Here is a 25,306-nt window from a genome sequence, read left to right on the forward strand (position 1 = left end):
CACGACCCGTGACCTCGCTGAGTGTCTGTCGGTGAACCCGCGTCCGCGATCGACGTCGGCAGGGCACGCCTGGGTGGTCACGTCACGATGGGTGAACGGGTGCCCTGCCACCGCGATAGCGGGGCCTTCGGCCGGGCGGGTCCACGCGTTTGGCCGCTTTGCGGGTGAGTCTCCAGCTTCGCCAACAGGCTCTGAGGTAGACATTGGCGTGTGAGGGAGAAGCAAGCACCGACGACATGGAAGCGGCTGCGTGCGCGCTACCGCTGGCTGGACCACGTGGCGCGGGCGGTGAACCGCTACATCGAGTACGCCGGTTACCACTACGTCGCGTCGATCACCTACTTCAGCCTGTTCTCTCTGGTGCCCATCCTCATGGTCGCGGTGTCGGTGGCGGGCTTCGTGCTGGCGAGCCAGCCGCAGCTGATCGAATCGATGCTGAACGCGATCACCGGCACGCTGCCCGGCGGCCTCGGTGACAAGGCGGGGGAGCTGCTCACCGGGTTCGTCGAGCAGCGCACCAGCGTCGGTGTCATCGGTCTGATCATCGGGTTGTACTCCGGCTGGAACTGGATGAACTCGCTACGCGACGCCCTCACCGCGATGTGGGGCCAGAACCGGTCGGATCTCCCGCTGCTGCGCACGATCGCCGCGGACCTGCTCGCGCTGCTCGGTCTCGCGAGCGCGCTCCTGGTCTCCTTCGCCATCACCATCTCCGGGTCCGCGCTCGGCCGGTATCTGCTGGGGCTGGCCGGGGTGGACGACACCGCCTGGGGCCACAACGTGCTGTCGGCGATCTCGATTCCCTTGGCGCTGCTGGCGAACTGGCTCGTGTTCCTCTGGGTGCTCACCCGCTTGCCGCGGAAACCGGTCGGCGTCCGCAGCGCGATGCGCGGCGCGGTCGCGCTGGCGCTGGGCTTCGAACTGCTGAAGCAGGCCGGTGGGATCTACCTGCGCTTGATCGGGAACTCGCCGACCGGGGTCGCGTTCGGCTCCATCATCGGTCTGATCTTCTTCATCTCACTGGTGGCGCGGATGCTGGTGTTCGTCACGGCCTGGACGGCGACCGCGCGCGACGCCCCGCCGGACCCGGTGCGGCCGCCGCCGCCCGTGGTGGTCCGGCCCGTCGTCGCGGCGCCCGATCGGCACGGGCTCAAGCCGGTACTGGTGGGCGCGGTGACCGGGGTGCTCGCGACACTGGCCGCGCAACGCCTCCGGCCCCGCCGTCGTCCTTGACCCGAAGGAGGGTTCGATGCCGGGTTCGAGGTCCAGCCGTGTCAGGAAAGGGTCGTTCAGGACGAAAAACGTCATGAAAGACCCTTTCCTGACATCGGACGGCCGGACAGCTCAGGAACCGGGCTTGGCCGACCCCACCACCCACATCGAAAAGAACTGCGAACCGCCGCCGTACGCGTGCCCGAGCGCGATCCGCGCGCCGTCGACCTGGTAGTCCCCGGCCCGGCCCATCACCTGTTTGGCCGCTTCGGAGAACCGGAGCATCCCGGACGCGCCGATCGGGTTCGACGAGAGCACACCGCCCGAAGGGTTGATCGGCAGGCGCCCGCCGAGCGCGGTCTCGCCCGCCTCGGTGAGTTTCCAGCCCTGGCCCTCGTCGGTGAATCCCAGGTTCTCCAGCCACATCGGCTCGAACCACGAGAACGGCACGTAGATCTCGGCAGCGTCCACTTCGGACAGTGGGTCGGTGATACCGGCGTCCCGCCACAACGCGGCCGCGGCGTCCCGGCCGGCCTGGGGGTTGACCTGGTCGCGTCCGGCGAACGTGGTCGGCTCGGTGCGCATCGCGGTCGCGTGGATCCACGCGGCGCCACCGGGTACGGCGTCTCCCGACGCCTCGTCACCGATCACCATCGCGCACGCACCGTCCGAAGACGGGCAGGTCTCGTCGTAGCGGATCGGATCCCACAGCATCTGCGACGCCTGGACCGACTCCACCGTGATGTCGGACTGCCGCAGGTGGGCGTAGGGATTGAGGGCCCCGTTGCGGCGGTCTTTGGCCGCGACGATCGCACCGACATGGTCGGGCGCGCCGGATCGCCGGATGTAGGACCGCACGTGCGGCGCGAAGTAGCCGCCGGCACCGGCGCCCACCGGCATCTGGAACGGCGGCAGGATCGACAGGCCCCACATCGCGTTCGACTCGGACTGCTTCTCGAAAGCCACGGTCAGCACCCGTTTGTGCACGCCCGCCTGCACCAGCGACGCCGCCACGAGCGCGGTCGACCCGCCGACCGAACCCGCGGTGTGCACGCGCAGCAACGGTTTCCCGGTCGCGCCGAGTGAGTCGGCGAGGAACAGTTCGGGCATCATCACGCCCTCGAACAGATCCGGTGCCTTGCCGAGGACGACCGCGTCGATGTCGTCCCAGCCGGTCCCCGCGTCGAGCATCGCCCGGTCGATGGCTTCCCGGAGCAGGCCGGGCATGGACACGTCGGTGCGTTTGGCCTTGTGGTGGGTCTGGCCGGTTCCCAGTACGGCCGCGAGGTGCTTCACGAGAGGACCTCCAAGGTCGCGACCAGGTTCTGCTGGAGGACGGGGCCGCTGGTCGCGTGGGCGAGGGTCTTGCGCGCGCTGCCGTCGAGGATGCGGTTCGCCGCCTCGCCGATCCGCGCCAGCCCCGCCGAGAACATCGGATTGCCGGTCAGCACACCACCGGAGGGGTTGATCCGCACCTGGTCGCCGAGACCCAGCGCGTCGCGCAGGATCAATTCCTGATGGGTGAACGGAGCGTGCAGCTCGGCGAGCTCGACGCCGTCGAGGTCGAGCGCACGCCCGGCGGCCGCCGTCGAAGGTGACTTGGTGAGATCCCGGACGCCGAGCGCGGGGGAGTCGACCCGGTGCTCGATCCCGGTGATCACCGCGGGGCTGTCGACGAGGTCCGCCGCCCGTTCGGCCGAGGCGAGCACGAGGACGGCGGCGCCGTCGGTGACGGGGGCGATGTCGTGGGCCCGCAAGGGATCCGCGAAGTACGGTGCGTCGAGAAGCTCCGCGACCTCGACCGTTCCGGAGACCTGTGCGGCGGGATTGCCCGCGGCGTCGGCGCGGCTGCGCGCGGCGACCTCGGCGAGGTCCTTTTCCGACCACAGCCCGGATTCGAGACCCAGCCGCGCCTGGATCCCGGCGATGCTCACCGAGTCCGGCCACAACGGCGCGACGACGTAGGGATCCATCTGCAGGGCGAGCACCCGCCGCAACTGCCCGGCCGACGATTTGCCGAAGCCGTAGACCAGCGCGGTGTCGACCTCGCCCATCCGGATCTTCAGCCACGCCTCGTACAACGCCCAGGCGGCGTCCATCTCGACATGCGACTCGTGGATCGGCGGAAAGGCGCCGATGGCGTCTACCGCGGCGATGAACGAGAACGCGCGGCCGGCGAGGTAGTCCGAGGAACCCGAGCACCAGAACCCGATGTCCTCTTTGGACAGACCGGTCCGCTCGAAGACCTCGGCGAAGATCGGCACCAGCATTTCCACGCCGTTGGTGGTGCCCGGGGTGCTGCGGACGTTGGGGGCCTGCGCGAAGCCCACGACTGCTACATCTGGCACGGTGGTCCTCACAGATGGTGGGCGAAGGATTCGTACGGCGCGTCGGGCTCGCCGGTCGGTTCGAAATGGCCGATGTTCTCCAGCGACGTCCACCATTCGTCCCGCGGTTTCCACGCGGCCCGGACCCGCATGCCCATCCGGACGTCGGCCGCGTCGCAGCCGAGGACCAGGTGCAGGAACGCGATGTCCGCGCCGTCGAGCAGGATGTACGCGGCCACGTACGGCGGTTTGATCTTCTGGCCGAGGAACGGCACGTTCACGATGCAGAACGTGGTGACGATGCCGGTGTCGGGCAGTTCGACCTCGTCGGTGGTCGGGACACCGTCGGTCGGGCACGCGCCGCGCGGCGGGATGTAGACCTTCCCGCACGACGGGCAGCGCTGGCCGATCAGCTTCCCCTCCGCGAGCCCGCGCAGGTAGCGGCTTTCCTCCGGTGACGCGGAATGTTCGTAGCGCAGGTGGATCGGCGTGATCACCACGCTGACCGGTGCGCCCTCGTCGCGTTTCGCGACCGGGGGAGGCGCCTCCGTGGTTTCGGTGTCGGGCCCGTCGGCGGGCACGAAATAGGCGATGTCGCGGATGTGCCCGACGGTCTCGTCCGCCCAGCGGATCCGGACCCGCTGTCCGGTGTGGACATTCGAAGGGGAACCGGCGTCGACGGCGTGCAGCATCGAGGTGTCGGCGCCGTCGAGCCGGATCAACGCCCACGCGAACGGCCGCGACAACGGCTGACCGTCGACGGGTTCGGCGATCCAGGACCAGGAGACGATCTCGCCCTCGGAAGCCACCGGAACGAACTCGGACAAGGCTTCGGCGGTGACGGGGTCGTATTCCAGCGGGGGCACGTGGACGCGGCCGTCGCTGCCCCGGACGCCTTCGACGCGGCGTTCGCGCAGGACGTTGACGAACCGGCCGAGTACCGGGCCGACCGAACGCGTGTAGTCGAAGCCCACGTTGAGCGGGGCCGACAGCGGGAGTTCAGGTGCGCTCACATCCTGAGTGAAACATGTTCTCGATTTATGGGCAAGATCGGCCATCTGGGCTTGACTGGCGGTTGCTCTTGAGTGGAACGCGTTCTAGATTCGCGGTATGTCGACTGCTACCGGGACACTTGGGGTCTGGAACATCGCCGCGCAGGAGCCGGAGCGGGTCGCGCTCGTCGATCCGGACGGCCGCTCGATCGGCTACGGGGACCTCGCCGCGAAAGCGAACGCGTACGCCCGCGGGCTGCAGGCCCTCGGGCTCGAGGCCGGGGACGTGGTCGTCGTCCTGCAACCCAACGGCGACGAACTCGTGGCGGCCTACTTCGCCGCCATCCAGTCCGGTCTGTACATCGTGGTGGTCAACTGGCATCTGGTCGGGCCGGAGGTCGCCTACATCCTGTCCGACAGCGGCGCCAAGGCCTTCCTCGCGCACGAACGGTTCGCCGACGTCGCGATCGCCGCCGCCGACGAGGCCGGGATCCCGGAACGCGGCCGGTTCGCCGTCGGCGACGTCGAGGGCTTCCGCCGGATCGAGGAACTCGGCTCCGGCGAGGGCGACGGCCGTCCGGAGCGGCGCACGGCGGGCTCGCCGATGCTCTACACGTCGGGGACCACGGGGCGGCCCAAGGGTGTCCGGCGGCCGCTGACCGGCGCCGATCCCGACTCCGTGCCCGGCGCGTCGACGTGGTTCTTCGGGATCTTCGGCCTGGCACCGCACGACGACCACGTGCATCTGTGCGGATCGCCGCTCTATCACACGGCCGTGCTCAACTTCGTCGCGATCTCCCTGCAGCTGGGCCATACCGCGGTGCTGATGGACCGCTGGGACGCCGAGGACATGCTGCGGCTGATCGACCGGCACCGCGTCACGCACAGCCATATGGTCCCGACGCAGTTCCGCCGCCTGCTCGCGCTGCCGGACGACGTCCGCGCGGCCTACGACCTGAGCTCGCTGCGCGTGATGATCCACGGCGCCGCGCCGTGCCCGCTGGAGGTCAAGCGCCGGATGCTCGACTGGTGGGGCCCGGTCGTCACGGAGTACTACGCGGCCACCGAAGGCGGCGGGACGGCGATCTCGGGCGAGGAATGGCTGAGGAAGCCGGGTTCGGTCGGGCTGCCGTGGCCCGGTTCGACGATCAAGATCCTCGACGACGAGGGCACGGAACTGCCCGCCGGCGAGACCGGCACGGTGTACATGAAGATGGGCGACTCGAAGTTCGAGTACCACAAGGACCGGGCCAAGACGGACAAGGCCCGGGTCGGGGACCTGTTCACCCTCGGTGACGTCGGGCATCTCGACGAGGACGGCTACCTCTTCCTGCACGACCGCAAGGCGGATCTGATCATCTCGGGTGGCGTCAACATCTACCCGGCGGAGATCGAGGGCGAACTGGTGATGCATCCGAAGATCGCCGACGTCGCGGTGTTCGGCGTTCCGCACGAGGACTGGGGCGAGGCGATCAAGGCCGTGGTCGAGCCCGCGGACGGTGTCGTGCCTTCCGAGGAGCTGACGGCGGAGATCCTCGAGTACGCGGCGTCGCGGCTCGCGAAGTTCAAGCTCCCGCGTTCCGTCGACTACTTGCCCGAACTCCCGCGCGACCCGAACGGGAAGCTCTACAAGCGCAAGCTCCGCGACCCGTACTGGGAAGGCCACCGCGTCCCGTAACCCGGAACTCGCGTGATCAGGCGGAGATCACGCGTGATTGAACGGACGACACGGTGATGTCCGTCTGATCACGCGTGTCGTCCGTCTGATCACGCGAGTTCGCCGTCAGCGACCCCGGAAGACGGGCTTGCGCTTCTCGGCGAAGGCGCGGGGGCCTTCCTTCGCGTCTTCGCTCGCGAAGACCTCGATGCCGTACTGGGCGTCGAGCTTGAAGGCTTCTTCCTCGTGCATGCCCTCGGTGTCGCGCATCGTCTTGAGGATCGCGCGGATCGCCAGCGGCCCGTTCGCGGCGACCAGGCTCGCCAGCTCCATGGCCTTGTCCAGCGCCTTGCCGTCCGGCACGACGTGGCCGATCAGGCCGATCTCCAGTGCCTCGGCCGCGGTGATGTGCCGCCCGGTCAGGAGCAGGTCGGCGGCGACGGTGTACGGGATCTGGCGGGGGAGCCGCACGGCCGAACCGCCCATCGGGAACAGGCTCCACCGCGCCTCGGACACCCCGAACCTCGCGCTCTCGCCCGCGACACGGAGGTCCGTGCCCTGCAGGATCTCCGTCCCGCCCGCGATCGCGGGGCCTTCGACGGCCGCGATCAACGGCTTCGTCAGGCGCCGCCCCTTGAGCAGTCCCTCGATCCTGCTCGGGTCGAACGTGCCCTTCTCGAACGAGTCGGACGGCGAATTCTTCGACATCGACTTCAGGTCCGCGCCCGCGCAGAACGCGCCACCCGCGCCGGTGAGCACACAGCACCGGACGTCTTCGTCCTCGTCGACCCGGTTCCACGCCTCGACCATGATCCCGAGCATCTCGCCGCTGAGCGCGTTGCGGGCCTCCGGTCGGTTCATCGTGACCACGAGGGTGTGTCCGATCTTTTCCACCAGCGCGTGAGGTTCGTTCACCACGTTTTCCAAAGTTTCAGCCTCCCATAGAGCGGCCATTGCCCAGAACGATAACATGTTCTACTTTGAGGAAGTGGCACTCAACATCGCGGATCTACTCGAGCACGCCGTCGACGCCGTGCCGGAGCGCATCGCGGTCGTCTGTGGCGATCGGCGGGTCACCTTCGCCGAATTGGAAGAGCGCGCCAACCGGCTGGCGCACCACCTCGCCGCACACGGCGTGGGACCCGGATCCCACATCGGTGTCTATTCCCGGAACTCGATCGAGGCCCTGGAATCGATGATCGCCGCGTACAAGCTGCGCGCGATCGCGGTCAACGTCAACTACCGGTACGTCCACGGCGAACTGCGGTACCTGTTCGACAACGCCGACCTCGTGGCGCTGGTCCACGAACGCGGCTACTCGGACAAGGTGGCCGCCGTCCTGCCGGAAACCCCGAAACTGAAACACGTTGTCGTCGTCGACGACGGAAGCGACGGCGACTACTCGTCCTACGGCGGCGTGGACTACGAAGCCGCGCTCGCCGAAGGCTCACCCGAGCGGGACTTCGCCGAGCGCAGCGCCGACGACATCTACATCCTCTACACCGGCGGCACCACCGGCTATCCCAAGGGCGTCCTGTGGCGCCACGAGGACATCTGGCGGGCGCTCGGCGGCGGTATCAACTTCGTCACCGGCGAGTACGTGCCGGACGAGTGGACCCTCGCCGAACAGGGCAAGTCGGGCAGCCTGGTCCGGCTCCCGGCGGCACCGCTGATCCACGGCGCCGCGCAGTGGGCCGCGTTCGGCGCGCTGTTCACCGGCAGCCCGGTCGTGTTCGTCCCGCGGTTCGACGCGCACGAGGTCTGGAAAGCCGTGCAGGACAACAAGGTCCAGGTGCTCACCATCGTCGGCGACGCGATGGCGCGGCCGCTGATCGACGCCTATCGCGAGGGCGACTACGACGCGTCGTCGATCGTGGCGGTGTCGAGTCACGCCGCCCTGTTCTCCCAATCGGTGAAGCAGGAATTCCTGTCGCTGCTCCCGAACGTGGTGATCACCGACGCGATCGGCTCCTCCGAAAGCGGGTTCACCGGTATCGGCATGGTCAGCAAGGACAGTGATCATTCCGCCGGTCCCCGGGTCAACTTCGGCAAGGACGCGATCCTGGTGGACGACGACGGCGCGCTCGTCGAGCCGGAACCGGGCGCGATCGGCCTGATCGCCCGGCGCGGGCACGTCCCGCTCGGGTACTACAAGGATCCCGCGAAGACCGAGAAGATCTTCGTCGAGATCGACGGCAAGCGGTACGTCGTCCCGGGCGACTACGCGCGCTACGAGGAAGACCTCACGGTGACCCTGCTCGGCCGGGGATCGCAGTGCGTGAACACCGGCGGCGAGAAGGTGTACCCGGAAGAGGTCGAGGGCGCGCTGAAATCGCATCCGGACGTCTTCGACGCGCTCGTCATCGGCATCCCCGACGACCGGCTCGGCCAGCGGGTGGCCGCGGTGATCCAGCCGAGGTCCGGCAAGGAGCTCGACGTCGCCGCGCTCGAAGCGCATGTACGGACCGAGATCGCCGGGTACAAGGTGCCGCGCAGTCTCTGGCTCGCGGAGGAGATCGGGCGCTCGCCCAGCGGGAAGCCGGACTATCCCTGGGCGCAGCGCTACGCCTCCGAGCACGAGCCCATCACCATCCAACCGGCGTAAGGAGTTTCATGCGGACGTCTCTGTGCGACCGGCTCGGGATCGATCTGCCGATCGTCGGGTTCACCCCGTCCGAGCACGTGGCCGCGGCGATCAGCCGGGCGGGCGGTCTCGGCGTGCTGGGCTGCGTGCGGTTCAACGACGCCGCCGAGCTCGACGCCGTCCTGTCCTGGATGGACGAGAACACCGGCGGGAAGCCGTACGGCGTCGACATCGTGATGCCGGCCAAGATCCCGGCCGAAGGGACGTCGATCGATCTCGCGAAGCACATCCCGCAGGAGCATCGCGACTTCGTGGAGCGGACGCTGCGCGATCTCGCGGTGCCCCCGCTGCCGGACGACACCGACGAACGCGCGGGTGTGCTGGGCTGGCTGCATTCGGTCGCCCGGTCTCATGTCGAGGTCGCGCTGAAACACCCCATCCGGTTGATCGCCAACGCTTTGGGGTCACCGCCGGTGGACGTCATCGAGCAGTGTCACGCGAAGGGTGTGCCGGTCGCGGCCTTGGCAGGCAAGGCCGAACACGCCGTCCGGCATGTCGACAACGGCGTCGACATCGTTGTGGCACAAGGATATGAGGCGGGCGGGCATACCGGCGAGATCGCGTCGATGGTCCTGCTGCCCGAGGTGGTGGACGCCGTCGGCGACCGCGTCCCGGTACTCGCCGCGGGCGGGATCGGCTCGGGCAGGCAGGTCGCGGCCGCGCTCGCGCTGGGCGCGTCCGGGGTGTGGATGGGCTCCTTCTGGCTCGCCACGGAGGAATACTTCCAGACGATGGGGGAGTCCGAGGCGATGCAGCGGGCGCTGGTCGCGGCGGGGTCGTCCGACACCGTCCGGACGCGGATCTACACGGGCAAACCGGCGCGGCTGCTCAAGACGCGGTGGACCGAGGCGTGGGCCGCGCCCGACGCGCCGGAGCCGCTGCCGATGCCGCTGCAGAACCTCTTGGTCTCCCATGCGCACAACCGGATCCACCACGCGGCGGATCCGAGTGTGGTCTCGATGCCGGTGGGGCAGATCGTCGGGCGGATGGACCGGGTGCGCCCGGTCGCCGACGTGATCGCGGAACTGGTGTCGGGGTACGAGGAGACACTGTCGCGTTTGGACAAGACTCGCTGAGGTGCCCCCGAACGCCATGAACGGTCCGTTACTTGCAAATTTCGCAAGTAACGGACCGTTCATGGCATGCCGTGCGGTGGGACTAGAGACCGGCGGCCGCGTTCTTGATCGCGGTCGCGAAGGTGCTCACCTCGGTGTAGACGCCGGGAGCGTGCGCCCGCGCGCAGCCTTCGCCCCAGCTGGTGATGCCGACCTGGATCCAGGCACCGGCGCTGTCGCGACGGAACATCGGGCCGCCCGAGTCACCCTGGCAGGTGTCGACGCCACCGGAGGCGACGTTGCCCGCGCAGATCTCGGCGCTGTCGATCAGGTCGGCGTAGCTGCCGCCCTGCGCCTTGCAGGTCGAGTCGGAGACGAACGGGACGTTGGCCTTGAGCAGGTACCGCTGCTGCGCGCCACCCTCGGTCGCGGCACCCCAGCCGGCGACGGTGAAGGTGCCGCTGTTGTAGGCGGTCGTGGTGGCGATCGGCAGCGTCGGGATGCCGCTGACCGGGCTGGCGAGCTTGATCAGGGCCCAGTCACCACCGGTGGAGGTGGGGTAGGTCGGCGACCGGTGCACGTAGGTCGACTTGACCTTCTTGGCCGCCGTGCTCTGCAGGTCCACCACACCGAGGGTGGCGGTGATACCCGTGTTGGCCCCCGTCCGCGACACACAGTGCGCGGCCGTCAGCACGATCTGCGGGGTGTAGAGCGCACCGCCGCAACCCATGGAAAGCCTGACCATCCAAGGAAATTCGCCCTGAGCGGCCCGGGTGCCACCGACCACGTCGGTGGACGGCGGCTGCGCGGCGACGGCTTGCGGAGCCGTGGCGAGGCCCGCCAGGGTTCCGGCCGCCGCGACGGCGATCAGGGTCTTTTTGAGCAGGCTGAACCGACGCTTGATGTTCAAGGGTTCATTCCTTCCGGCTGTCCACAGTGGAGGCAGGGAGACTGACTGCGGCCAACTGACTACAGCAGGTGGGTACGCACCGGGACAACCAACTTTCTTCGGATCTTTCGGCCGATGGTGGTGATTAACGGACGTCCGGGCCTGGCCGCCGACGAATGGCGTAGGCCGGAGTGCCCAACGGCCCTACTCCCGGAGCGGTGATCGCCGGAACCGCCGGAAGGCTGAACGCCCGGCGAAGGTGCCCTTTCGGCCACCAGTGTGAGCGTGTCATGAACACTTCGTTCGGGTCAGTACAGGCATGGGGAATCGGGCCTAGGATCTGGATCGTGAAAGCGCGTTCGCCTAGACTGCATCCCCCCGCCGACGGCCCGGTCCGGGACGGAATTCCCGAGCACGGCCGCATTCCCCGCTATTACGCGGTCAAAGTCGATCTGCTCGACGTGATCTCCGAATTAGGGCAAGGAGCGGTACTTCCCACGGAAAGGGAACTATCCGAACGATTCGAGGTTTCCCGTGCGACGGTCCGCCAGGCCGTCGGTGAACTCGTGCTGGAAGGGCGGCTGAGCAGGCGGCAGGGAAGCGGCACGTACGTCGCCGGCCCCAAGCTCGTCCAGCCGCTCGCTTTGGTGAGTTACACCGAAGGACTCAGGAGGCAGGGCATTCAACCGGGCCGGAATCTGATCTCTTTGGAACGCCGGGAGGCGGGTCCGTCGCTGGCATCGGAACTGGAAATCGACCCCGAAGACGACGTCATCCACATCGAACGGGTACTGCTCGCCGACGACGAGCGGGTCGGGCTGGAATCGACCTATCTCACCGCCGCGCGATTCCCGACGCTCATGGATGTGTTCGATCCCACACAGTCGCTCTACGCCTGCCTGCGGGAAAGGCTGGGAGTGGTCTTCGACGGCGCGGAGGAGCGGGTCGAGACCGTGCTCGCCACGCCGCGGGAGGCACTGCTGATCGGGACGAACCCGGCGCTGCCGATGCTGCTGATGCACCGGACCTCGTGGGGGACCGACGGGGTCCCGTTCGAGCGCGTGCGGTCGCTGTTCCGCGGCGACCGGCTCTCCTTCGAGACCCGACTGGGCCGCGTGGAGTAGCCACCCGCCGCATTCGGTCCTCTGAACGCGATATTTGCGGATTCAACGACCGCATCCAGAGGACGAAACGCGGGGTAATGTAACGCGAAGATAACAGGTCTGGTCCACATTTCGGAGGCACTTCACCTGGGGTTAGGGCTGGGGTCACGGAGCGTTGGTGCGCGCAGGCGAGCGTCTGCGGTGTGCGAATCCTCATCATCGGCGGCGGAGTGCTCGGCACCCAGCACGCCTGGCAGGCCGTCGAACGCGGCCACGACGTCGTCCAGATCGAACGGGAACCCGAGGCCAGGGGCGCCTCCGTGCGCAACTTCGGCCTGGTCTGGGTCGGTGGCCGCGCCACTGGTCCCGAACTGGAGACGGCCGCCCGGGCACGAGTGCTGTGGGAGCGCATCGGGGAACGCGTCGAAGGGATCGGCTTCCGCCCGAACGGCTCACTCACCGTCGTCCGCACCGAAGCCGAACTCGCCGTCGCCGAAGCCGCGGCCGCGAGCACGGAGGACCGCGGCTTCAAACTGCTCGACGCCGCCGAGACCCGCGAGCTGAACCCGGCCCTGCGCGGTGAATTCCTCGGCGCGCTCTGGTGCGACCGCGACGCCGCCGTCGAACCGCGTGTCGCCCAGCCCGCCCTGCGCGCCGAACTCGCGAAGTCCGGCCGCTACACCTGGGTGCCCGGCCGCGAGATCCGCGACCTGACCGGCCGCGGTGTCGTCGACGACACGGGTGAGGCCCACGAGGGCGACGTCGTGGTGCTGTGCACCGGCGCCTGGACCGGCGGCCTGGTCAAGGAGCTCGCCGGGACGACGCCGGTCCGCCGTGTGCGGCTGCAGATGGCCCAGACCGAGCCACTCGGGGAAACCCTCACCACCACGGTCGCCGACGCGGACAGCTTCCGGTACTACCCGGCGTACCGCGGCGAGGCGCTCGACGGCCTCAACACGGGCCAGCCGCAGAGCGAGATCGCCGCGGCCGCCAAGATGCAGCTGCTCATGGTCCAGCGCCTCGACGGCTCGCTGACCATCGGCGACACCCACGAATACGACGAGCCGTTCTCGTTCGACACCATCGAGGCCCCGTACGACCACCTCTCCGAGGTCGCCGGGGCACTGCTCGGCCGCCCGCTGCCGCGGATCACCCGCCGCTGGGCCGGGGTCTACGCCCAGACCACCGACACCTCTCGGATCGTGCACCGCGCCCGCGTCGCGGACAACGCGTGGCTCGTCACCGGGCCGGGAGGCCGCGGCATGACCTGTTCCCCCGCCATCGCCGAAGACACCGCTGAGGAGCTGTCCTGGTGAACACCGAACTCGTCGTCCTGGACATGGCAGGCACCACCGTCGCCGACGACGGCCTGGTGATCCGCGCCTTCACCGCCGCGATCGCCGCCGCCGGAGTGTCCGAAGAGGACAGCCGATTCCCCGGCATGCTCGACTACGTCGTCGAAACCATGGGGCAGTCCAAGATCGTCGTCTTCCGCGCCCTGCTCGACGAGGACGAAGAACTCGCCCAGCGCGCGAACACCGCCTTCCAGGACGCCTACGAGAAACTCGTCGCCGACGGCCACTGCGAGCCGATCCCCGGCGCCGAGGAAACGATCCAGGAACTGCGCGCCCGCGGCGTGAAGGTCGCGCTCACCACCGGTTTCGCGCCGGCCACGCAGAACGCGATCCTCGACGCGCTGGGCTGGCACGGCCTCGCCGACGCCGTGCTGGCGCCGGGCGAGGGGGTCCGCGGCCGCCCGTATCCGGACCTGGTCCTCGCCGCCGCGCTGCGGCTCGAAATCACCGACGTCCGCCGGATCGCCGTCGTCGGTGACACCCCTTCGGACGTCCAGACCGGGCTGCGGTCCGGTGCCTCGCTCGTCGCCGGCGTGCTCACCGGATCGGCGAAGAGGCCGGAACTCGAAGCCGCCGGCGCCACCCACGTCCTCGAATCCGTCCGTGACCTCCCCGCCCTGCTGTCCTAAAAGGAGCTTTGACGACATGAAGAAACTCGCGGCCACCGCCCTCGCCGGTCTGCTCGCCCTCACCCTGGGCGCCTGCGGCGGAACCGCCGGTGGCGCGGCGGGCGACCAGACCGTCACGCTGTACACAGTGGACGGTCTTGAGGACTGGTACGCCCAGCGCATCGAAGAGTTCAAGGCCAAGACCGGGATCACCGTCCAGGCGGTGACCGCCGGCTCGGGCGAGGTCGCCTCGCGGGTGGAGAAGGAGAAGGCCAACACCCAGGCCGACATCCTGGTCACGCTGCCGCCGTTCATCCAGCGGGCCGCGTCGCAGGGCCTGCTCGCCGCCACGTCGCCCGCCGGGATCGACCAGGTGCCCGCCGGGCAGAAGGACGGCCAGGGCCGTTACTTCGCCCTCATGAACAACTACCTCAGCTTCATCCGCAACCCGCAGGCCTCGCCCAAGACCTGGGACGACCTCCTGTCCCCGTCGCTCAAGGGCAAGCTCCAGTATTCGACCCCCGGCGAGGCAGGCGACGGAACCGCGGTCCTGTTGCAGCTCCAGCACGTCCTCGGCGACCAAGGCGCGCTCGACTACCTCGCGAAGCTCGAAGCCAACAACGTCGGCCCGTCGTCCTCCACCGGCAAGCTCCAGCCGAAGGTGGCCAAGGCCGAGATCCTGGTGGCCAACGGCGACGTCCAGATGAACCTCGCCGCGATCGAGAAGAGCGGCGGGTTCGAGGTCTTCTTCCCGGCCGACGCACAGGGCAAGCGCTCCACCTTCGCCCTCCCGTACTACGCCGGTCTGGTGAACAACGCGCCGCACGCCGAGAACGCCAAGAAGTTCCTGGACTTCCTGCTCTCGCCCGAGGTACAGGGCAAGGCCGTCGACGCCTTCGGGGCCCCGTCGCGGACCGACGTCACGCCGTCCGGCCCGCGGGCGGACAAGGTGAAGGCCGCCCTCGCCGGAGTCGAGATCTGGCAGCCGGACTGGGACGCCGTCCTCGCGAAGCTCGACGCCGACCTCGCCGCGTACAAGAAGGCCGTGGGCCGATGACCCCGGCGGTCGAATTCCGCGGCGTATCCGTCCGTTTCGGCCAGACGACCGCCCTCTCGCCACTGGACCTCACCGTGGCGAGAGGGGAGACGCTGGCGATGCTCGGGCCGTCCGGTTCCGGTAAATCGACGGCGCTGAAGGCACTCGCGGGCTTCGTCGTGCCGAGCACCGGCCGGGTCCTGCTCGACGGTGAAGACGTCACCGATCTGCCGCCGCACCGGCGCGGCCTCGGCGTGGTCGTGCAGAGCTACGCGCTGTTCCCGCATATGCGGGTCGAGGCCAACGTCGCTTTCGGTCTCAAGGCAAGGAAAACACCCCGTGCCGAGACGGCGGGCCGGGTCACCGAGGCACTGGAGCTGGTCGGGATGGGCGAGTACGCCCGCCGTTACCCCCGCGAGCTTTCGGGCGGCCAGCAGCAGCGCGTCGCGCTCGCGCGGGCCTTGGCGATCCGGCCACGCGTGCTGCTGCTGGACGAACCACTGTCCGCTTTGGACGCCGCGCTGCGCGAGGACATGGTCGCGGAACTGCTGCGGCTGCGGGCCGAACTGCCCGACACCACGCTGATCTACGTCACCCACGATCAGGGCGAGGCGCTGGCGCTGGCGGACCGGATCGCCGTCATGCGCGATTCGAAACTGGTCGAACTCGGGCCCAGCCGCGAGCTGTACCAGCGTCCCACGACCGAGTTCACCGCGAGCTTCCTCGGCGCCTCCAACCTCATCCCGGTCGAGCTGATCCAGGCCGACGGCACCAGGGTCCGCGTCGGCGACCGCGAGCTGGCGGCCGATCCGTCCGGGACCTTCCGGGCGGGCCAGCCCGTCGCGCTCGGCGTCCGGCCGCATCGGGTCGGGATCACCGCGGCGGACGCCCCCGGTGCGCTGCCCGCGGTCCTGCGCGGTGTCCAGTGGCGTGGCACGGGTTTCCGGCTCGACCTCGAACTCGCGCACGACGGGAACGAGGTCCGGGCCGAGGTGCCGGACATCGACGGCCTGCCGAACGTGGGGCAGCGGGTCGGAGTGTCCATTCCGGACGGTTGCCCGCTGGTGGGCGTCGGATGACCGGCCTCGCGCTCGCCGCCACGACGGCACCGTCACGGCGGCGGGAGAAACAGCCCGGTCGCGGCTGGCTCCTGCTGCCGCCGGTGCTCGTCCTGCTCGGCTTCTTCGGCTACCCGCTGGTGCTGGTCGTTCTCCAATCACTGGAGTCGAAGACCGGAGAAGCCGGGCTGTCGGTGTGGCTGGAGGTGCTCGGCTCGGCGGAATTCCGGGACGCCGCCTGGAAGACCGTCGCGCTCGCGCTCGGCGCCACCGCGGGCTGCGTGGTGCTGGGAACGTTCCTCGCGCTGGTGATCGCGTTCGTGCCGTTCCCCGGCGCGCGGACGCTCTCGCGGCTGGTGGACACCGTGCTCGCGTTCCCGTCGTTCCTCATCGCGCTCGCGTTCACCTTCATCTACGGCAGCGCCGGGATCCTGGGCGCGGGCGGGTTCCTGTACTCGCCGTTCGGGATCCTGCTGGCGGAGATCACCTTCTACACGCCGTTCGTGATGCGGCCCGCGCTCGCCGCGTTCGGACAGGTCTCGTCGGCGCAGATGGAGGTCGCGGCCAGCCTCGGCGCGAAACCCGGCCGCGTGCTGCGCCAGGTGATCCTGCCGGAGGCCTTGCCGTCACTGGCTTCCGGTGCCTGCCTGACCATGCTGCTGGCGATGAACGAGTTCGGCATCGTGCTGTTCCTCGGCGCCAAGGACGTCACGACACTGCCGATGCTGGTCTACGGCAAGGGAATCGTCACGTTCGACTTCCCGCAGGCCTGTGTCATCGCGGTGGTCAACGTCGTGTTCTCGCTCGCCCTGTACGGAACCTACCGGCGATTGACGAAGGGAGGCCGTCGTGCTGCTGTGGACCAGGCGTAGCCGCGTCCTGCTGTGGGCGGTGTTCGCGGTGCTGTTCACCGCGATCGTGCTGGCACCGCTGCTGATGATCGTGCTGGCGTCGGTCGCCGGGAACTGGACGGGGCTGCTGCCGGGCGCGCTCACCGGCTCGCACTTCGCGCAAGCGCTGTCCGGGGAGACGTTCGCGAGTCTCTCGGTGAGCATCCAGACCGGCGTCATCGCGTCGCTGGTGTCGGTACTGCTCGGCACGTGGGCCGCGCTCGCGGCGCCGTCCGCGCCTGCGAAGCTGAGGAAGGCCGTCGACACCCTGTTCCACCTGCCGATCGCGGTGCCGTCGGTGGTGCTGGGGCTGGCGCTGCTCGTCGCGTTCAGCCGTCCGCCGCTGGCCTTCAACGGCACGCGCTGGATCGTGCTGCTGGGGCACGTGATGATCCTGCTGCCGTTCTCCTACAGCACGGTCTCCGCCGCGATCGCGCGGATGGATCCGCTCCTGGCACAGGCCGCCGCGAGTCTCGGTGCCTCACCGGTCCGGGTGCTGCTGCGCGTGCGGCTGCCGGTCCTGCTGCCGTCGATCTCGGCGTCGGCGAGCCTCGCGCTGGCGATGTCGATGGGCGAACTGGGCGCGACGATGATGCTGTACCCGCCGGACTGGCGCACGCTGCCCGCGAGCATCTTCGCGCTCACCGACCGAGGGCAGGTGTTCCTCGCGTCGGCGAGCACCGTGCTGCTGCTGGCCGTCACGCTCGCCGGGGTGGTGCTCCTCGGGCTGGTCCGTGGCCGCGCGGCACAGCGATGATGCAACCCTCCGCGAGGCTCGTTCCGTCTTGACACCATGATGAACGCAGCGAAGACGCTGGGCGCGGGGTTCGTGCTCGCCGCGACGGCGGCCTGCGGCGCGGGCGGCCCCGGGGCGCCGGCGAACACGAGCACCCCTCCGGTCGTCACCACACCTTCGGATCTGCCCACCTCGCTCCCGGCGAGCCCGCCGGGCACGAAACCGCCGATGTCACGCCCGACCGTCGGCCCGCCGCCCTCGGACAAGATGCTGCCGCCGTCCCAGGTCGAGACCAAACTGCCTGTGCAGGTCAGTGCCGAGAACGGCGGCCTGAACGTGCACCTCGAACTGAGCGGCTGCGACGAGGCGAGGGCGAACCTCGCCGAGGAGAACGCGCAGCGGGTCGTGGTCACCGTGACCATCGACCATGCGAAGCCGGGGGAGATGTGCCCGCAGGTGATCCGCTACGCCGTCCTGCCGGTGAAACTCGCCCAGCCGCTCGGGACCCGGAAGGTCATCGTTTGACCGGGTTCGGGATGCAACCCGATGGCGGCTTCGTTCCGTCCCAGTCACATGAGGTACTTAACGAATGTCATCGGCCTTGGCCTGATCGTCGTTGCGGTATCCGCCTGCGGGGCGCAGAACCAGGCGGCGGAACCCGCGGCCGGACCCGGGAGCGGCACCCTGAGTACCGTTCCGCCGTCCCCGACCGCGCCGCCGTCTTCCTCGCCGACGCCCGCTCCGGGGAGTCAGCCGGGTGTGCCGAGCGCGCCGCGCCAGGAGGTTCCGGAAGGCAGCACCAAGCTGCCGGACAAGCAGCTCGACGCGTCGGCACTGCCCGCGGACTACCCGCGTGAGGTGTACACCAGCAACGGCGGGACGATCCTGAACATCCGCGGCCAGGAAGGCGGCTGCGGGCACGCGACGGCGGAGGCCGCGCAGCAGGACGGGACCAGGGTCACCGTCAACCTGACCGAACTCAAGGGGCAGACCGGCCAGATGTGCACGATGGACATCCGGCATCCGGTGATCTCGGTGGCGCTTTCGGCGCCGCTGGGGGAGCGGACCGTGGTGCTGAAGCAGATGCGCTGACCCCCCACGCGCGCGCTATGAACGGTCCGTTCCTTGCAAAATTTGCAAGGAACGGACCGTTCATAGCGTCCTGCACCTGGCGCTGGGGCGGACATCCCCGCGATGTCATGAAAGGGTTGTTCAGGACGAAAAACGTCCTGAACGACCCTTTCATGACACTGGGCCGGAGCAGGTCAGCGGAAGCTGATCTGCAGCACCGGTTCCGAGGTGGCCTCGAAGAAGTCGTTGCCCTTGTCGTCGATGACGATGAACGCGGGGAAGTCCTCGACCTCGATCTTCCAGACCGCTTCCATCCCCAGCTCGGCGTACTCGAGGACGTCGACCTTCTTGATGCAGTCCTGCGCGAGCCGCGCGGCCGGGCCGCCGATCGAGCCGAGGTAGAACCCGCCGTGCTCGTTGCACGCCGCGGTCACCTTCTTGGACCGGTTGCCCTTCGCCAGCATCACCAGCGAACCGCCCGCGGCCTGGAACTGCTCGACGTAGGAGTCCATGCGGCCCGCGGTGGTCGGCCCGAAAGAACCCGACGCGTAGCCCTCGGGCGTCTTCGCCGGGCCCGCGTAGTACACAGGGTGGTCGCGAAGGTACTGAGGCATCTCTTCGCCCGCGTCGAGCCGCTCGGCGATCTTCGCGTGCGCGATGTCGCGGGCGACGACGAGCGGACCGGTCAGGGACAGGCGGGTCTTCACCGGCAGCTGCGAGAGCTGGGCGCGGATGTCGGCCATCGGCCGGTTGAGGTCGACGGTCACCACCTCGTCGGACAGATCGTCCTCGGTGACGTCCGGCAGGAACTGCGCCGGGTCGCGCTCCAGTTGCTCCAGGAACACGCCGTCGGCGGTGATCTTCGCCTTCGCCTGGCGGTCGGCCGAGCACGACACGGCGACGCCGACCGGGCAGGACGCGCCATGGCGCGGCAGGCGGATCACACGGACGTCGTGGCAGAAGTACTTGCCGCCGAACTGCGCGCCGATGCCGAACTGGCGCGTCATCTCCAGCACCTGCTGTTCGAGGTCGACGTCGCGGAAACCGTGACCCAGCTCGGAACCCTCGGTGGGCAGGTCGTCGAGATAGCGGGCCGAGGCCAGCTTCGCGACCTTCAGGTTGAACTCCGCCGACGTGCCGCCGACGACGATCGCGAGGTGGTACGGCGGGCAGGCCGCGGTGCCGAGGCTGCGCAGCTTCTCGTCGAGGAACTTCGCGAGCCGCTTCGGGTTCAGGACGGCTTTCGTTTCCTGATAGAGGAACGTCTTGTTCGCGCTGCCGCCGCCCTTGGCCATGAACAGGAATTCATAGCTCGGGTCGCCTTGGCCATCTTTGTGATAGAGCTCGATCTGCGCGGGCAAGTTGGTGCCCGTATTGCGCTCATCCCAGAAATTCACTGGCGCCATCTGCGAATAGCGCAGATTCAACTCCTGATAGGCGTCGAAAATACCGCGGGACAGCGCACGCTCGTCGTCGGCGCCGGTGAGCACGCCTTCGCCGCGTTTGCCGATCACGATCGCGGTGCCGGTGTCCTGGCACATCGGCAGGACACCGCCGGCGGAGATCGCCGCGTTGCGCAGCAGGTCCATCGCGACGAACCGGTCGTTGCCGCTGGCCTCGGGGTCGTCGACGATCGCGCGCAGCTGCGCCAGGTGTGACGAGCGCAACAGGTGCTGGATGTCGGTGATCGCGGTCTTGGCGAGCTTGGTCAGCGCCTCGGGCTCGACCTTGAGGAACTTCCGGCCCGCGGCTTCGACGACCTCGACACCTTCGGTGCCGATCAGCCGGTACTCGGTGCGGGTGTCCTTGGCGAGCGGAAGGACTTCGGTGTACTGGAACGTGGTGGGCGCCACTGCGCGGGCTCCTTTGCCGGCATCGGGAACCCGCTCACGGTACTAGGCGGCGCCCACGTGACCGGCGGCACGTCCGGCGCGAAGGCGGAAATGCAATTCCCGCGCTGCAATTTGTCGCCGTGCCACACAAATAGTTCGGGAGGCCGGGCCCACCCCGACGGACCCGACCTCCCGGGGAAAGCGATCCGGGCGCGAACACCCGACCGCGAAGACTTTTTACCTGCTCGACGGTCTCGTGACGCAGGTCATAAGTCAACGCTGCCGAACGGGTGTTGCTTTTTCCGCGCCGAAAGGCTCCGTAGCACTACGAAGCGTAGGCGCGCAGGCGGTCCGCACGCTCGCCTTGGCGCAGCTTCGACATGACCTCTCGCTCGATCTGCCGAACGCGCTCACGGGAGAGCCCGAAGTGCTTGCCGATCTGGTCGAGCGTGCGCGGCTGGCCGTCGTCGAGGCCGTAGCGCAGGCGGATCACCTGGGACTCGCGGTCGTCCAGCGTCGCGAGCACGCGGCGCAGGTCGTCCTGGAGCAGACCGGAGATCACGGCGCTCTCGGCGTCGGTCGCCTCGGAGTCCTCGATGAAGTCGCCGAGCGGGGCGTCCTCCTCGGTGCCGACCGGCATGTCGAGGCTCACCGGGTCACGCGAGTGGTCGAGCAGGTCGGAGATCTTGTGCGCCGGAATGCCCGATTCGGCGGCCAGTTCCTCGTGGGTGGCGTCCCGGCCGAGCTGCTGGTGCAGGTCGCGCTTGATGCGGGCCAGCTTGTTCACCTGTTCCACCAGGTGGACCGGCAGCCGGATGGTGCGTCCCTGGTCGGCCATCCCCCTGGTGATGGCCTGGCGGATCCACCAGGTGGCGTACGTCGAGAACTTGAACCCCTTGGAGTAGTCGAACTTCTCCACCGCGCGGATCAGACCCAGGTTCCCCTCCTGGATCAGGTCGAGCAGCGGCATCCCCCGGCCGGTGTAGCGCTTCGCGAGCGAGACCACGAGGCGGAGGTTGGCCTCCAGCAGGTGGTTCTTCGCGCTGTGGCCGTCACGCACCAGGGCGGACATCTCCGAACGCCGCTTCGGCGTGAGGCCTTCGGCCGTGTCCAGCATGTGCTGGGCGAACACGCCCGCTTCGATGCGCTTGGCCAGCTCGACCTCATCGGCGGCGGACAGCAGCGCCGTCTTGCCGATTCCGTTGAGGTACACGCGAACGAGGTCCGCGGCCGGGCTCTGGGCGTCGAGGTCGGCGTCGGTGAGCGCCCCCGTGCTCACCGGCTCCTGGGTGGATTGCGCCGGGATACGGCGCTCGCGAATCCCGCGCGCTTCGCGTTCGAGAGTCTGGACTGACATTCTGCCTCCCCGGTCACGGGCTGAACGTGCTGCGATGTGTCCGCCGGATCCGCCTCGGCGTAGCAGGCCCTGTGGAAAACCCGCTACTCCTCGTCGGCCCAGCTTGGCTGGACACTTGGCTCAACGCCGGGAGGTCCGAAAACGTTCCCGGCCGCTACAGAGGAGACGGGTGGCTGACCTGGGGCGTTGCTCCACCAACCCTGAGCTTTTCCTGAGAATGCCCGTGCGCGGGAGAAACAAACGTGGTCTAGACCTCTATGAGGAGGGTGAACGGACCGTCGTTCACGCTCCGGACCGACATCATGGCCCCGAACCGGCCGGTTTCGACCCGGGCGCCGCGTTCGCGCAACGCGTCGACGACGGCTGTCACGAGCGGTTCGGCGACCTCGGGCCGGGCGGCCGCGGTCCAGGACGGACGGCGGCCTTTGCGGGTGTCGCCGTAAAGAGTGAACTGGCTTACGACGAGAAGGGGAGCGCCGGTGGTGGCGCACGACTCCTCGTCGCGAAGTATGCGAGCTTCGTGCAGTTTGCGGGCCATCGTCGCCACCTTGGCCGCGGCCGATGCCTCGTCGTCGACGTGGATTCCCAGCAGCACCAGCAAACCCGGCTCGTCGATGGCGCCGGTCACCTCGCCGCCGACGGTCACGCTCGCTTCCGTGACCCTCGCCACCACCGCCCGCATCAGACGGCGGGCAGCAGCATGCCGTGCCGGACCAGTTCCCGGACGACGGGCAACGCGGCTTCGGCCAGCTCCTCCGGTTCCAGGCCCTGGGCGGCCGCCAGGAGCACGATCAGGTCCTCCAGCGGCAACGCGCCCTGGCAGCCCGCGAGCAGCCGTGTCGCGAGTTCGTCCACTTCGTGCGACCAACCGGGACCGTCGGTGCGGTGCAGCCGCTGGACGGTCGTGGCCCAACCTTCCTCGCCCGGCTCGGCGACGCTCTCCAGCAGAACCGTTTCCGGGACCCGGAATCGGATATCGAGGAGCGAATCCCCGTTAGTGCGAAGCCATTCCACCCGATCCAGCCAGTTCGCGGCCTCGGCGCCCAGCGGGTCGTCGTAGGCCTGGCGCAGGTCCTCGCACACGATCGTCGGAGTCGCGCCGCCGGCCCGGCGAAGGGTGACGAAGCCGAAACCGATGCCCTGAACGTCGTTCTCGGCGAACCAGTCGAGCCACGCGCCCGATTTCGCGCGGCCTTCGGGGGAGCGGGGGTCGATGCCCGCGTCACGCAGCCACGTGCCGACATAGAGGCCGGGATCGGCGATGTCCCGCTGGACGAACCACGCGTCGGTTTCGGCGGGCAGCCAGCGGGTCACCCGATCGCCCCAGTCCTCGCCCTTCACGTGCAGCCAGGACGCCAGGAGCTGACCGGTGCCGCCGTCGTTGAGGAACCCGGGCAGCTGCCGCACCACGAGCGCGCTGGCGTCGTCGCCGGCGAGACCGGAGTCGCGGTAGGTGTAGTCGACCCGCGGCGGACCGACCACGAACGGCGGATTGCAGACGATCTGGTCGAACCGGCGCCGCGCGACCGGCGCGAACCATTCGCCCCGGACGAGTTCGACGTCCAGCTCGTTGAGCCGGAACGTGGCCGCGGCCAGCGCCAGCGCACGGGCCGAGACGTCGGTCGCGGTGACCTTCTTCGCGTGCCGGGTGGCGTGCAGCGCCTGGACGCCGTTACCCGTGCCGACGTCGAGCAGGCTGCCGACCTCGCGGCGGCTGGTGGCCCGGATCAGGCTGAGGGAGGCATGCCCGACGCCGAGCACGTGGTCTTCGGGCACGGTCCGGCCCAGGATGTCGGCGTCGGGGTCGGCGACGACCCACCACGAGCCTTCGTCGTCGCCGTGCGGGCGGACGTCGAGACCGGCGCGGTAACCGTCGGCCGCGGGCACGAGCAGCGTGGCGGCGACCGCGTCATCGAGGGAAAGCGGCGCGAAAGCGGCCTCGACGTCCTTCTCCGGCTCGGTCGAACCCAGCAGGAACAGCCGGATCAGCGTGCCGAGTTCACCCGCGTCGCGGGTCGCGCGGTAGGCGAGTTCGGGTTCGCCGCGGCCGAGGGCGCCATGCGCGGAACCGAGGGCGTCCATCACGCCATCGGTGTCGTAACCCGTCCGGCGGAAGGCGTCACGGAGCCTCGCGCAAACGTCGTCGGACAGGTCGGGGAGGGCCGCTCGTGTGCTCACGTTCGGTAATACTGCCAGGATGGCGTGGTGAGCCTCGAACGTGTCCTGGCACCGCTGCAGGCGGCGCTGCCCGGATTGGAAGACCTGTACACCGACCTCCACCGGCATCCGGAGCTGTCGTTCGCCGAAACCCGCACCGCCGCCGAACTGGCGCGGCGTCTGGAGGCCGACGGTTACGAGGTGCACACCGGCATCGGGCGCACCGGCGTGCTGGGCGTGCTGCGCAACGGCCCCGGGCCGAAGGTGATGCTGCGCGCCGACATCGACGCGCTGCCGGTCGAGGAGAAGACCGGCCTGCCGTACGCGAGCACCGCGCGCGGGGTCGACGCCGACGGCCGCGAAGTCCCGGTGATGCACGCCTGCGGCCACGACATGCACGCCACCTGGCTCTCCGGCGCCGCCTCGCTGCTCGCGGCCGGCCGCGAGCACTGGTCCGGCACGCTGATGGTCGTCTTCCAGCCCGGAGAGGAAGCGGGGGACGGCGCCGCCGGCATGGTCCGCGACGGGGTCTTCGGGCCCGCCGGCGAACCCGACGTCGTGCTCGGCCAGCATGTCGTGCCCGGTCCCGCGGGCTGGGTGCTGACCAGGCCGGGCGTGATCATGGCGGCGACCGACGCGCTCCGCATCACCCTGCACGGCCGGGGCGGGCACGGCTCGCGCCCGGAGACCACGGTCGATCCCGCCGTGCTCGCCGCGTCCGTGGTGCTCAAACTGCAGACCATCGTGTCGCGGGAGATCTCGGCGACCGAATCGGCGGTGGTGACCGTGGGATCGCTGCACGTCGGCACCGCGCACAACATCATCGCCGACCACGCCGTCCTCGAAGTCAACATCCGGTCGTTCGATCAGGCCGTGCGGGAGAAGGTCGTCGCGGCGGTCGAGCGGATCGTCCAGGGCGAGGCGGCCACCGCGGGCGCGCCGAAACCGCCGGAGGTCGAGCGGATCGGCGCGTTCCCGGTCACCGAGAACGACGACGCGGCCACCGAGGGGCTCACCGCCGCCTTCCGTGACCACTTCGGCGAGGGCCGGGTGATGCCCGCGCCGCTGGTCACCGGCAGTGAGGACTTCAGCGAATTCGGCCGCGCCGCCCGGGTGCCGTCGGTGTTCTGGCTGGTCGGCGGCCTGGACGAGAGCAAGGTGATCGCCGCGATGACCGCCGGGCGCTTCGAACAGGACATCCCGTCGAACCATTCGCCGCTTTTCGCGCCGATCCCGCACCCGACGCTTTCGACCGGCGTCGAGGCGCTCGTGGTCGCGGCTTGGCACCGGCTCACCCACCCGGGTGTCGGATGAGCCGGGCGAGTGG

Annotated in this window: 23 protein-coding genes; 14 read left to right on the forward strand and 9 right to left on the reverse strand. The window is 69.1% G+C overall.

The window, feature by feature from the left end:
- Window positions 1-210 precede the first annotated feature (210 nt).
- Window positions 211-1,233: a YhjD/YihY/BrkB family envelope integrity protein gene (locus ACIBTM_RS34060; protein WP_395881241.1), complete on the forward strand. Its 1,023-nt coding sequence runs from the start codon at window positions 211-213 to the stop codon at window positions 1,231-1,233.
- A gap of 111 nt (window positions 1,234-1,344) precedes the next feature.
- Here ACIBTM_RS34060 and ACIBTM_RS34065 read toward each other — a convergent pair whose 3' ends face one another.
- The 3 genes from ACIBTM_RS34065 to ACIBTM_RS34075 are packed head-to-tail and all read right to left on the reverse strand — an operon-like array spanning window position 1,345 to window position 4,597.
- Window positions 1,345-2,508, reverse strand: coding sequence for a thiolase domain-containing protein (locus ACIBTM_RS34065; protein ID WP_395881242.1), 1,164 nt, complete (start codon window positions 2,506-2,508; stop codon window positions 1,345-1,347).
- Window positions 2,505-3,560 carry a thiolase domain-containing protein gene (locus tag ACIBTM_RS34070; RefSeq protein ID WP_395881243.1) on the reverse strand — a complete coding sequence of 352 codons (1,056 nt, stop codon included), beginning with the start codon at window positions 3,558-3,560 and terminating at the stop codon, window positions 2,505-2,507. The genes ACIBTM_RS34065 and ACIBTM_RS34070 overlap by 4 nt, the downstream gene beginning before the upstream one ends.
- Before the next feature lie 8 nt (window positions 3,561-3,568).
- A complete protein-coding gene (locus ACIBTM_RS34075) occupies window positions 3,569-4,597 on the reverse strand; it encodes a Zn-ribbon domain-containing OB-fold protein (RefSeq protein ID WP_395881244.1) in 1,029 nt (342 codons plus the stop codon).
- A 52-nt stretch (window positions 4,598-4,649) separates the two neighbouring features.
- Here ACIBTM_RS34075 and ACIBTM_RS34080 point away from each other — a divergent pair, with 52 nt between their 5' ends.
- Window positions 4,650-6,209: an acyl-CoA synthetase gene (locus tag ACIBTM_RS34080; protein ID WP_395881245.1), complete on the forward strand. Its 1,560-nt coding sequence runs from the start codon at window positions 4,650-4,652 to the stop codon at window positions 6,207-6,209.
- Between the two features lie 105 nt (window positions 6,210-6,314).
- On the opposite strand, the gene ACIBTM_RS34085 is transcribed toward ACIBTM_RS34080, so the two are convergent.
- Window positions 6,315-7,103, reverse strand: coding sequence for a crotonase/enoyl-CoA hydratase family protein (locus ACIBTM_RS34085; protein WP_395881309.1), 789 nt, complete (start codon window positions 7,101-7,103; stop codon window positions 6,315-6,317).
- A gap of 73 nt (window positions 7,104-7,176) precedes the next feature.
- Between ACIBTM_RS34085 and ACIBTM_RS34090 the strand changes: the two genes are divergently transcribed.
- Both ACIBTM_RS34090 and ACIBTM_RS34095 read left to right on the forward strand, forming a co-directional pair.
- Entirely contained in the window at window positions 7,177-8,793 is a 1,617-nt protein-coding gene (locus ACIBTM_RS34090) for an acyl-CoA synthetase (protein ID WP_395881246.1), read from the forward strand.
- A gap of 8 nt (window positions 8,794-8,801) precedes the next feature.
- The gene (locus ACIBTM_RS34095) at window positions 8,802-9,908 is read left to right on the forward strand and encodes an NAD(P)H-dependent flavin oxidoreductase (protein WP_395881247.1); all 1,107 of its coding nucleotides are present in this window, start codon (window positions 8,802-8,804) and stop codon (window positions 9,906-9,908) included.
- An 82-nt stretch (window positions 9,909-9,990) separates the two neighbouring features.
- Here ACIBTM_RS34095 and ACIBTM_RS34100 read toward each other — a convergent pair whose 3' ends face one another.
- Window positions 9,991-10,797, reverse strand: a complete 807-nt coding sequence (locus ACIBTM_RS34100) for a S1 family peptidase (protein ID WP_395881248.1) — start codon at window positions 10,795-10,797, stop codon at window positions 9,991-9,993.
- A gap of 326 nt (window positions 10,798-11,123) precedes the next feature.
- Between ACIBTM_RS34100 and ACIBTM_RS34105 the strand changes: the two genes are divergently transcribed.
- From ACIBTM_RS34105 to ACIBTM_RS34145, 9 genes are all read left to right on the forward strand, one after another.
- Entirely contained in the window at window positions 11,124-11,900 is a 777-nt protein-coding gene (locus ACIBTM_RS34105; RefSeq protein WP_016332909.1) for a GntR family transcriptional regulator, read from the forward strand.
- A gap of 182 nt (window positions 11,901-12,082) precedes the next feature.
- Entirely contained in the window at window positions 12,083-13,195 is a 1,113-nt protein-coding gene (locus ACIBTM_RS34110) for a TIGR03364 family FAD-dependent oxidoreductase (RefSeq protein WP_395881249.1), read from the forward strand.
- Entirely contained in the window at window positions 13,189-13,863 is a 675-nt protein-coding gene (locus ACIBTM_RS34115) for a phosphonatase-like hydrolase (RefSeq protein WP_395881311.1), read from the forward strand. The genes ACIBTM_RS34110 and ACIBTM_RS34115 overlap by 7 nt, the downstream gene beginning before the upstream one ends.
- Window positions 13,864-13,879: 16 nt before the next feature.
- Window positions 13,880-14,899, forward strand: coding sequence for a 2-aminoethylphosphonate ABC transporter substrate-binding protein (locus ACIBTM_RS34120; protein ID WP_395881250.1), 1,020 nt, complete (start codon window positions 13,880-13,882; stop codon window positions 14,897-14,899).
- Window positions 14,896-15,957: an ABC transporter ATP-binding protein gene (locus ACIBTM_RS34125; protein WP_395881251.1), complete on the forward strand. Its 1,062-nt coding sequence runs from the start codon at window positions 14,896-14,898 to the stop codon at window positions 15,955-15,957. Before ACIBTM_RS34120 ends, ACIBTM_RS34125 begins: the two co-directional genes overlap by 4 nt.
- On the forward strand, window positions 15,954-16,808 hold the full coding sequence (locus ACIBTM_RS34130; RefSeq protein ID WP_395881252.1) for a 2-aminoethylphosphonate ABC transporter permease subunit: 855 nt from the start codon (window positions 15,954-15,956) through the stop codon (window positions 16,806-16,808). The genes ACIBTM_RS34125 and ACIBTM_RS34130 overlap by 4 nt, the downstream gene beginning before the upstream one ends.
- The gene (locus ACIBTM_RS34135) at window positions 16,786-17,583 is read left to right on the forward strand and encodes an ABC transporter permease (RefSeq protein ID WP_395881253.1); all 798 of its coding nucleotides are present in this window, start codon (window positions 16,786-16,788) and stop codon (window positions 17,581-17,583) included. Before ACIBTM_RS34130 ends, ACIBTM_RS34135 begins: the two co-directional genes overlap by 23 nt.
- A gap of 36 nt (window positions 17,584-17,619) precedes the next feature.
- Complete coding sequence (locus tag ACIBTM_RS34140) at window positions 17,620-18,087, forward strand: hypothetical protein (protein ID WP_395881254.1); 468 nt, start codon at window positions 17,620-17,622, stop codon at window positions 18,085-18,087.
- A 234-nt stretch (window positions 18,088-18,321) separates the two neighbouring features.
- Window positions 18,322-18,654: a hypothetical protein gene (locus ACIBTM_RS34145; RefSeq protein ID WP_395881255.1), complete on the forward strand. Its 333-nt coding sequence runs from the start codon at window positions 18,322-18,324 to the stop codon at window positions 18,652-18,654.
- A gap of 173 nt (window positions 18,655-18,827) precedes the next feature.
- On the opposite strand, the gene ACIBTM_RS34150 is transcribed toward ACIBTM_RS34145, so the two are convergent.
- The 4 genes from ACIBTM_RS34150 to ACIBTM_RS34165 all read right to left on the reverse strand — a co-directional run bounded on the left by ACIBTM_RS34150 (window position 18,828) and on the right by ACIBTM_RS34165 (window position 24,000).
- Window positions 18,828-20,486 carry a fumarate hydratase gene (locus tag ACIBTM_RS34150; RefSeq protein ID WP_395881256.1) on the reverse strand — a complete coding sequence of 553 codons (1,659 nt, stop codon included), beginning with the start codon at window positions 20,484-20,486 and terminating at the stop codon, window positions 18,828-18,830.
- Window positions 20,487-20,790: 304 nt separating this feature from the next.
- Window positions 20,791-21,822, reverse strand: coding sequence for a sigma-70 family RNA polymerase sigma factor (locus ACIBTM_RS34155; protein WP_016332919.1), 1,032 nt, complete (start codon window positions 21,820-21,822; stop codon window positions 20,791-20,793).
- A 247-nt stretch (window positions 21,823-22,069) separates the two neighbouring features.
- Complete coding sequence (gene dtd, locus ACIBTM_RS34160; RefSeq protein WP_395881257.1) at window positions 22,070-22,504, reverse strand: D-aminoacyl-tRNA deacylase; 435 nt, start codon at window positions 22,502-22,504, stop codon at window positions 22,070-22,072.
- On the reverse strand, window positions 22,504-24,000 hold the full coding sequence (locus tag ACIBTM_RS34165; protein WP_395881258.1) for a methyltransferase: 1,497 nt from the start codon (window positions 23,998-24,000) through the stop codon (window positions 22,504-22,506). Before ACIBTM_RS34165 ends, dtd begins: the two co-directional genes overlap by 1 nt.
- 27 nt (window positions 24,001-24,027) lie before the next feature.
- Here ACIBTM_RS34165 and ACIBTM_RS34170 point away from each other — a divergent pair, with 27 nt between their 5' ends.
- A complete protein-coding gene (locus ACIBTM_RS34170) occupies window positions 24,028-25,293 on the forward strand; it encodes an amidohydrolase (RefSeq protein WP_395881259.1) in 1,266 nt (421 codons plus the stop codon).
- Window positions 25,294-25,306 lie beyond the last annotated feature (13 nt).

The sequence above is a fragment of the Amycolatopsis sp. NPDC049868 genome (genome assembly GCF_044461365.1).
Lineage (GTDB): Bacteria > Actinomycetota > Actinomycetes > Mycobacteriales > Pseudonocardiaceae > Amycolatopsis.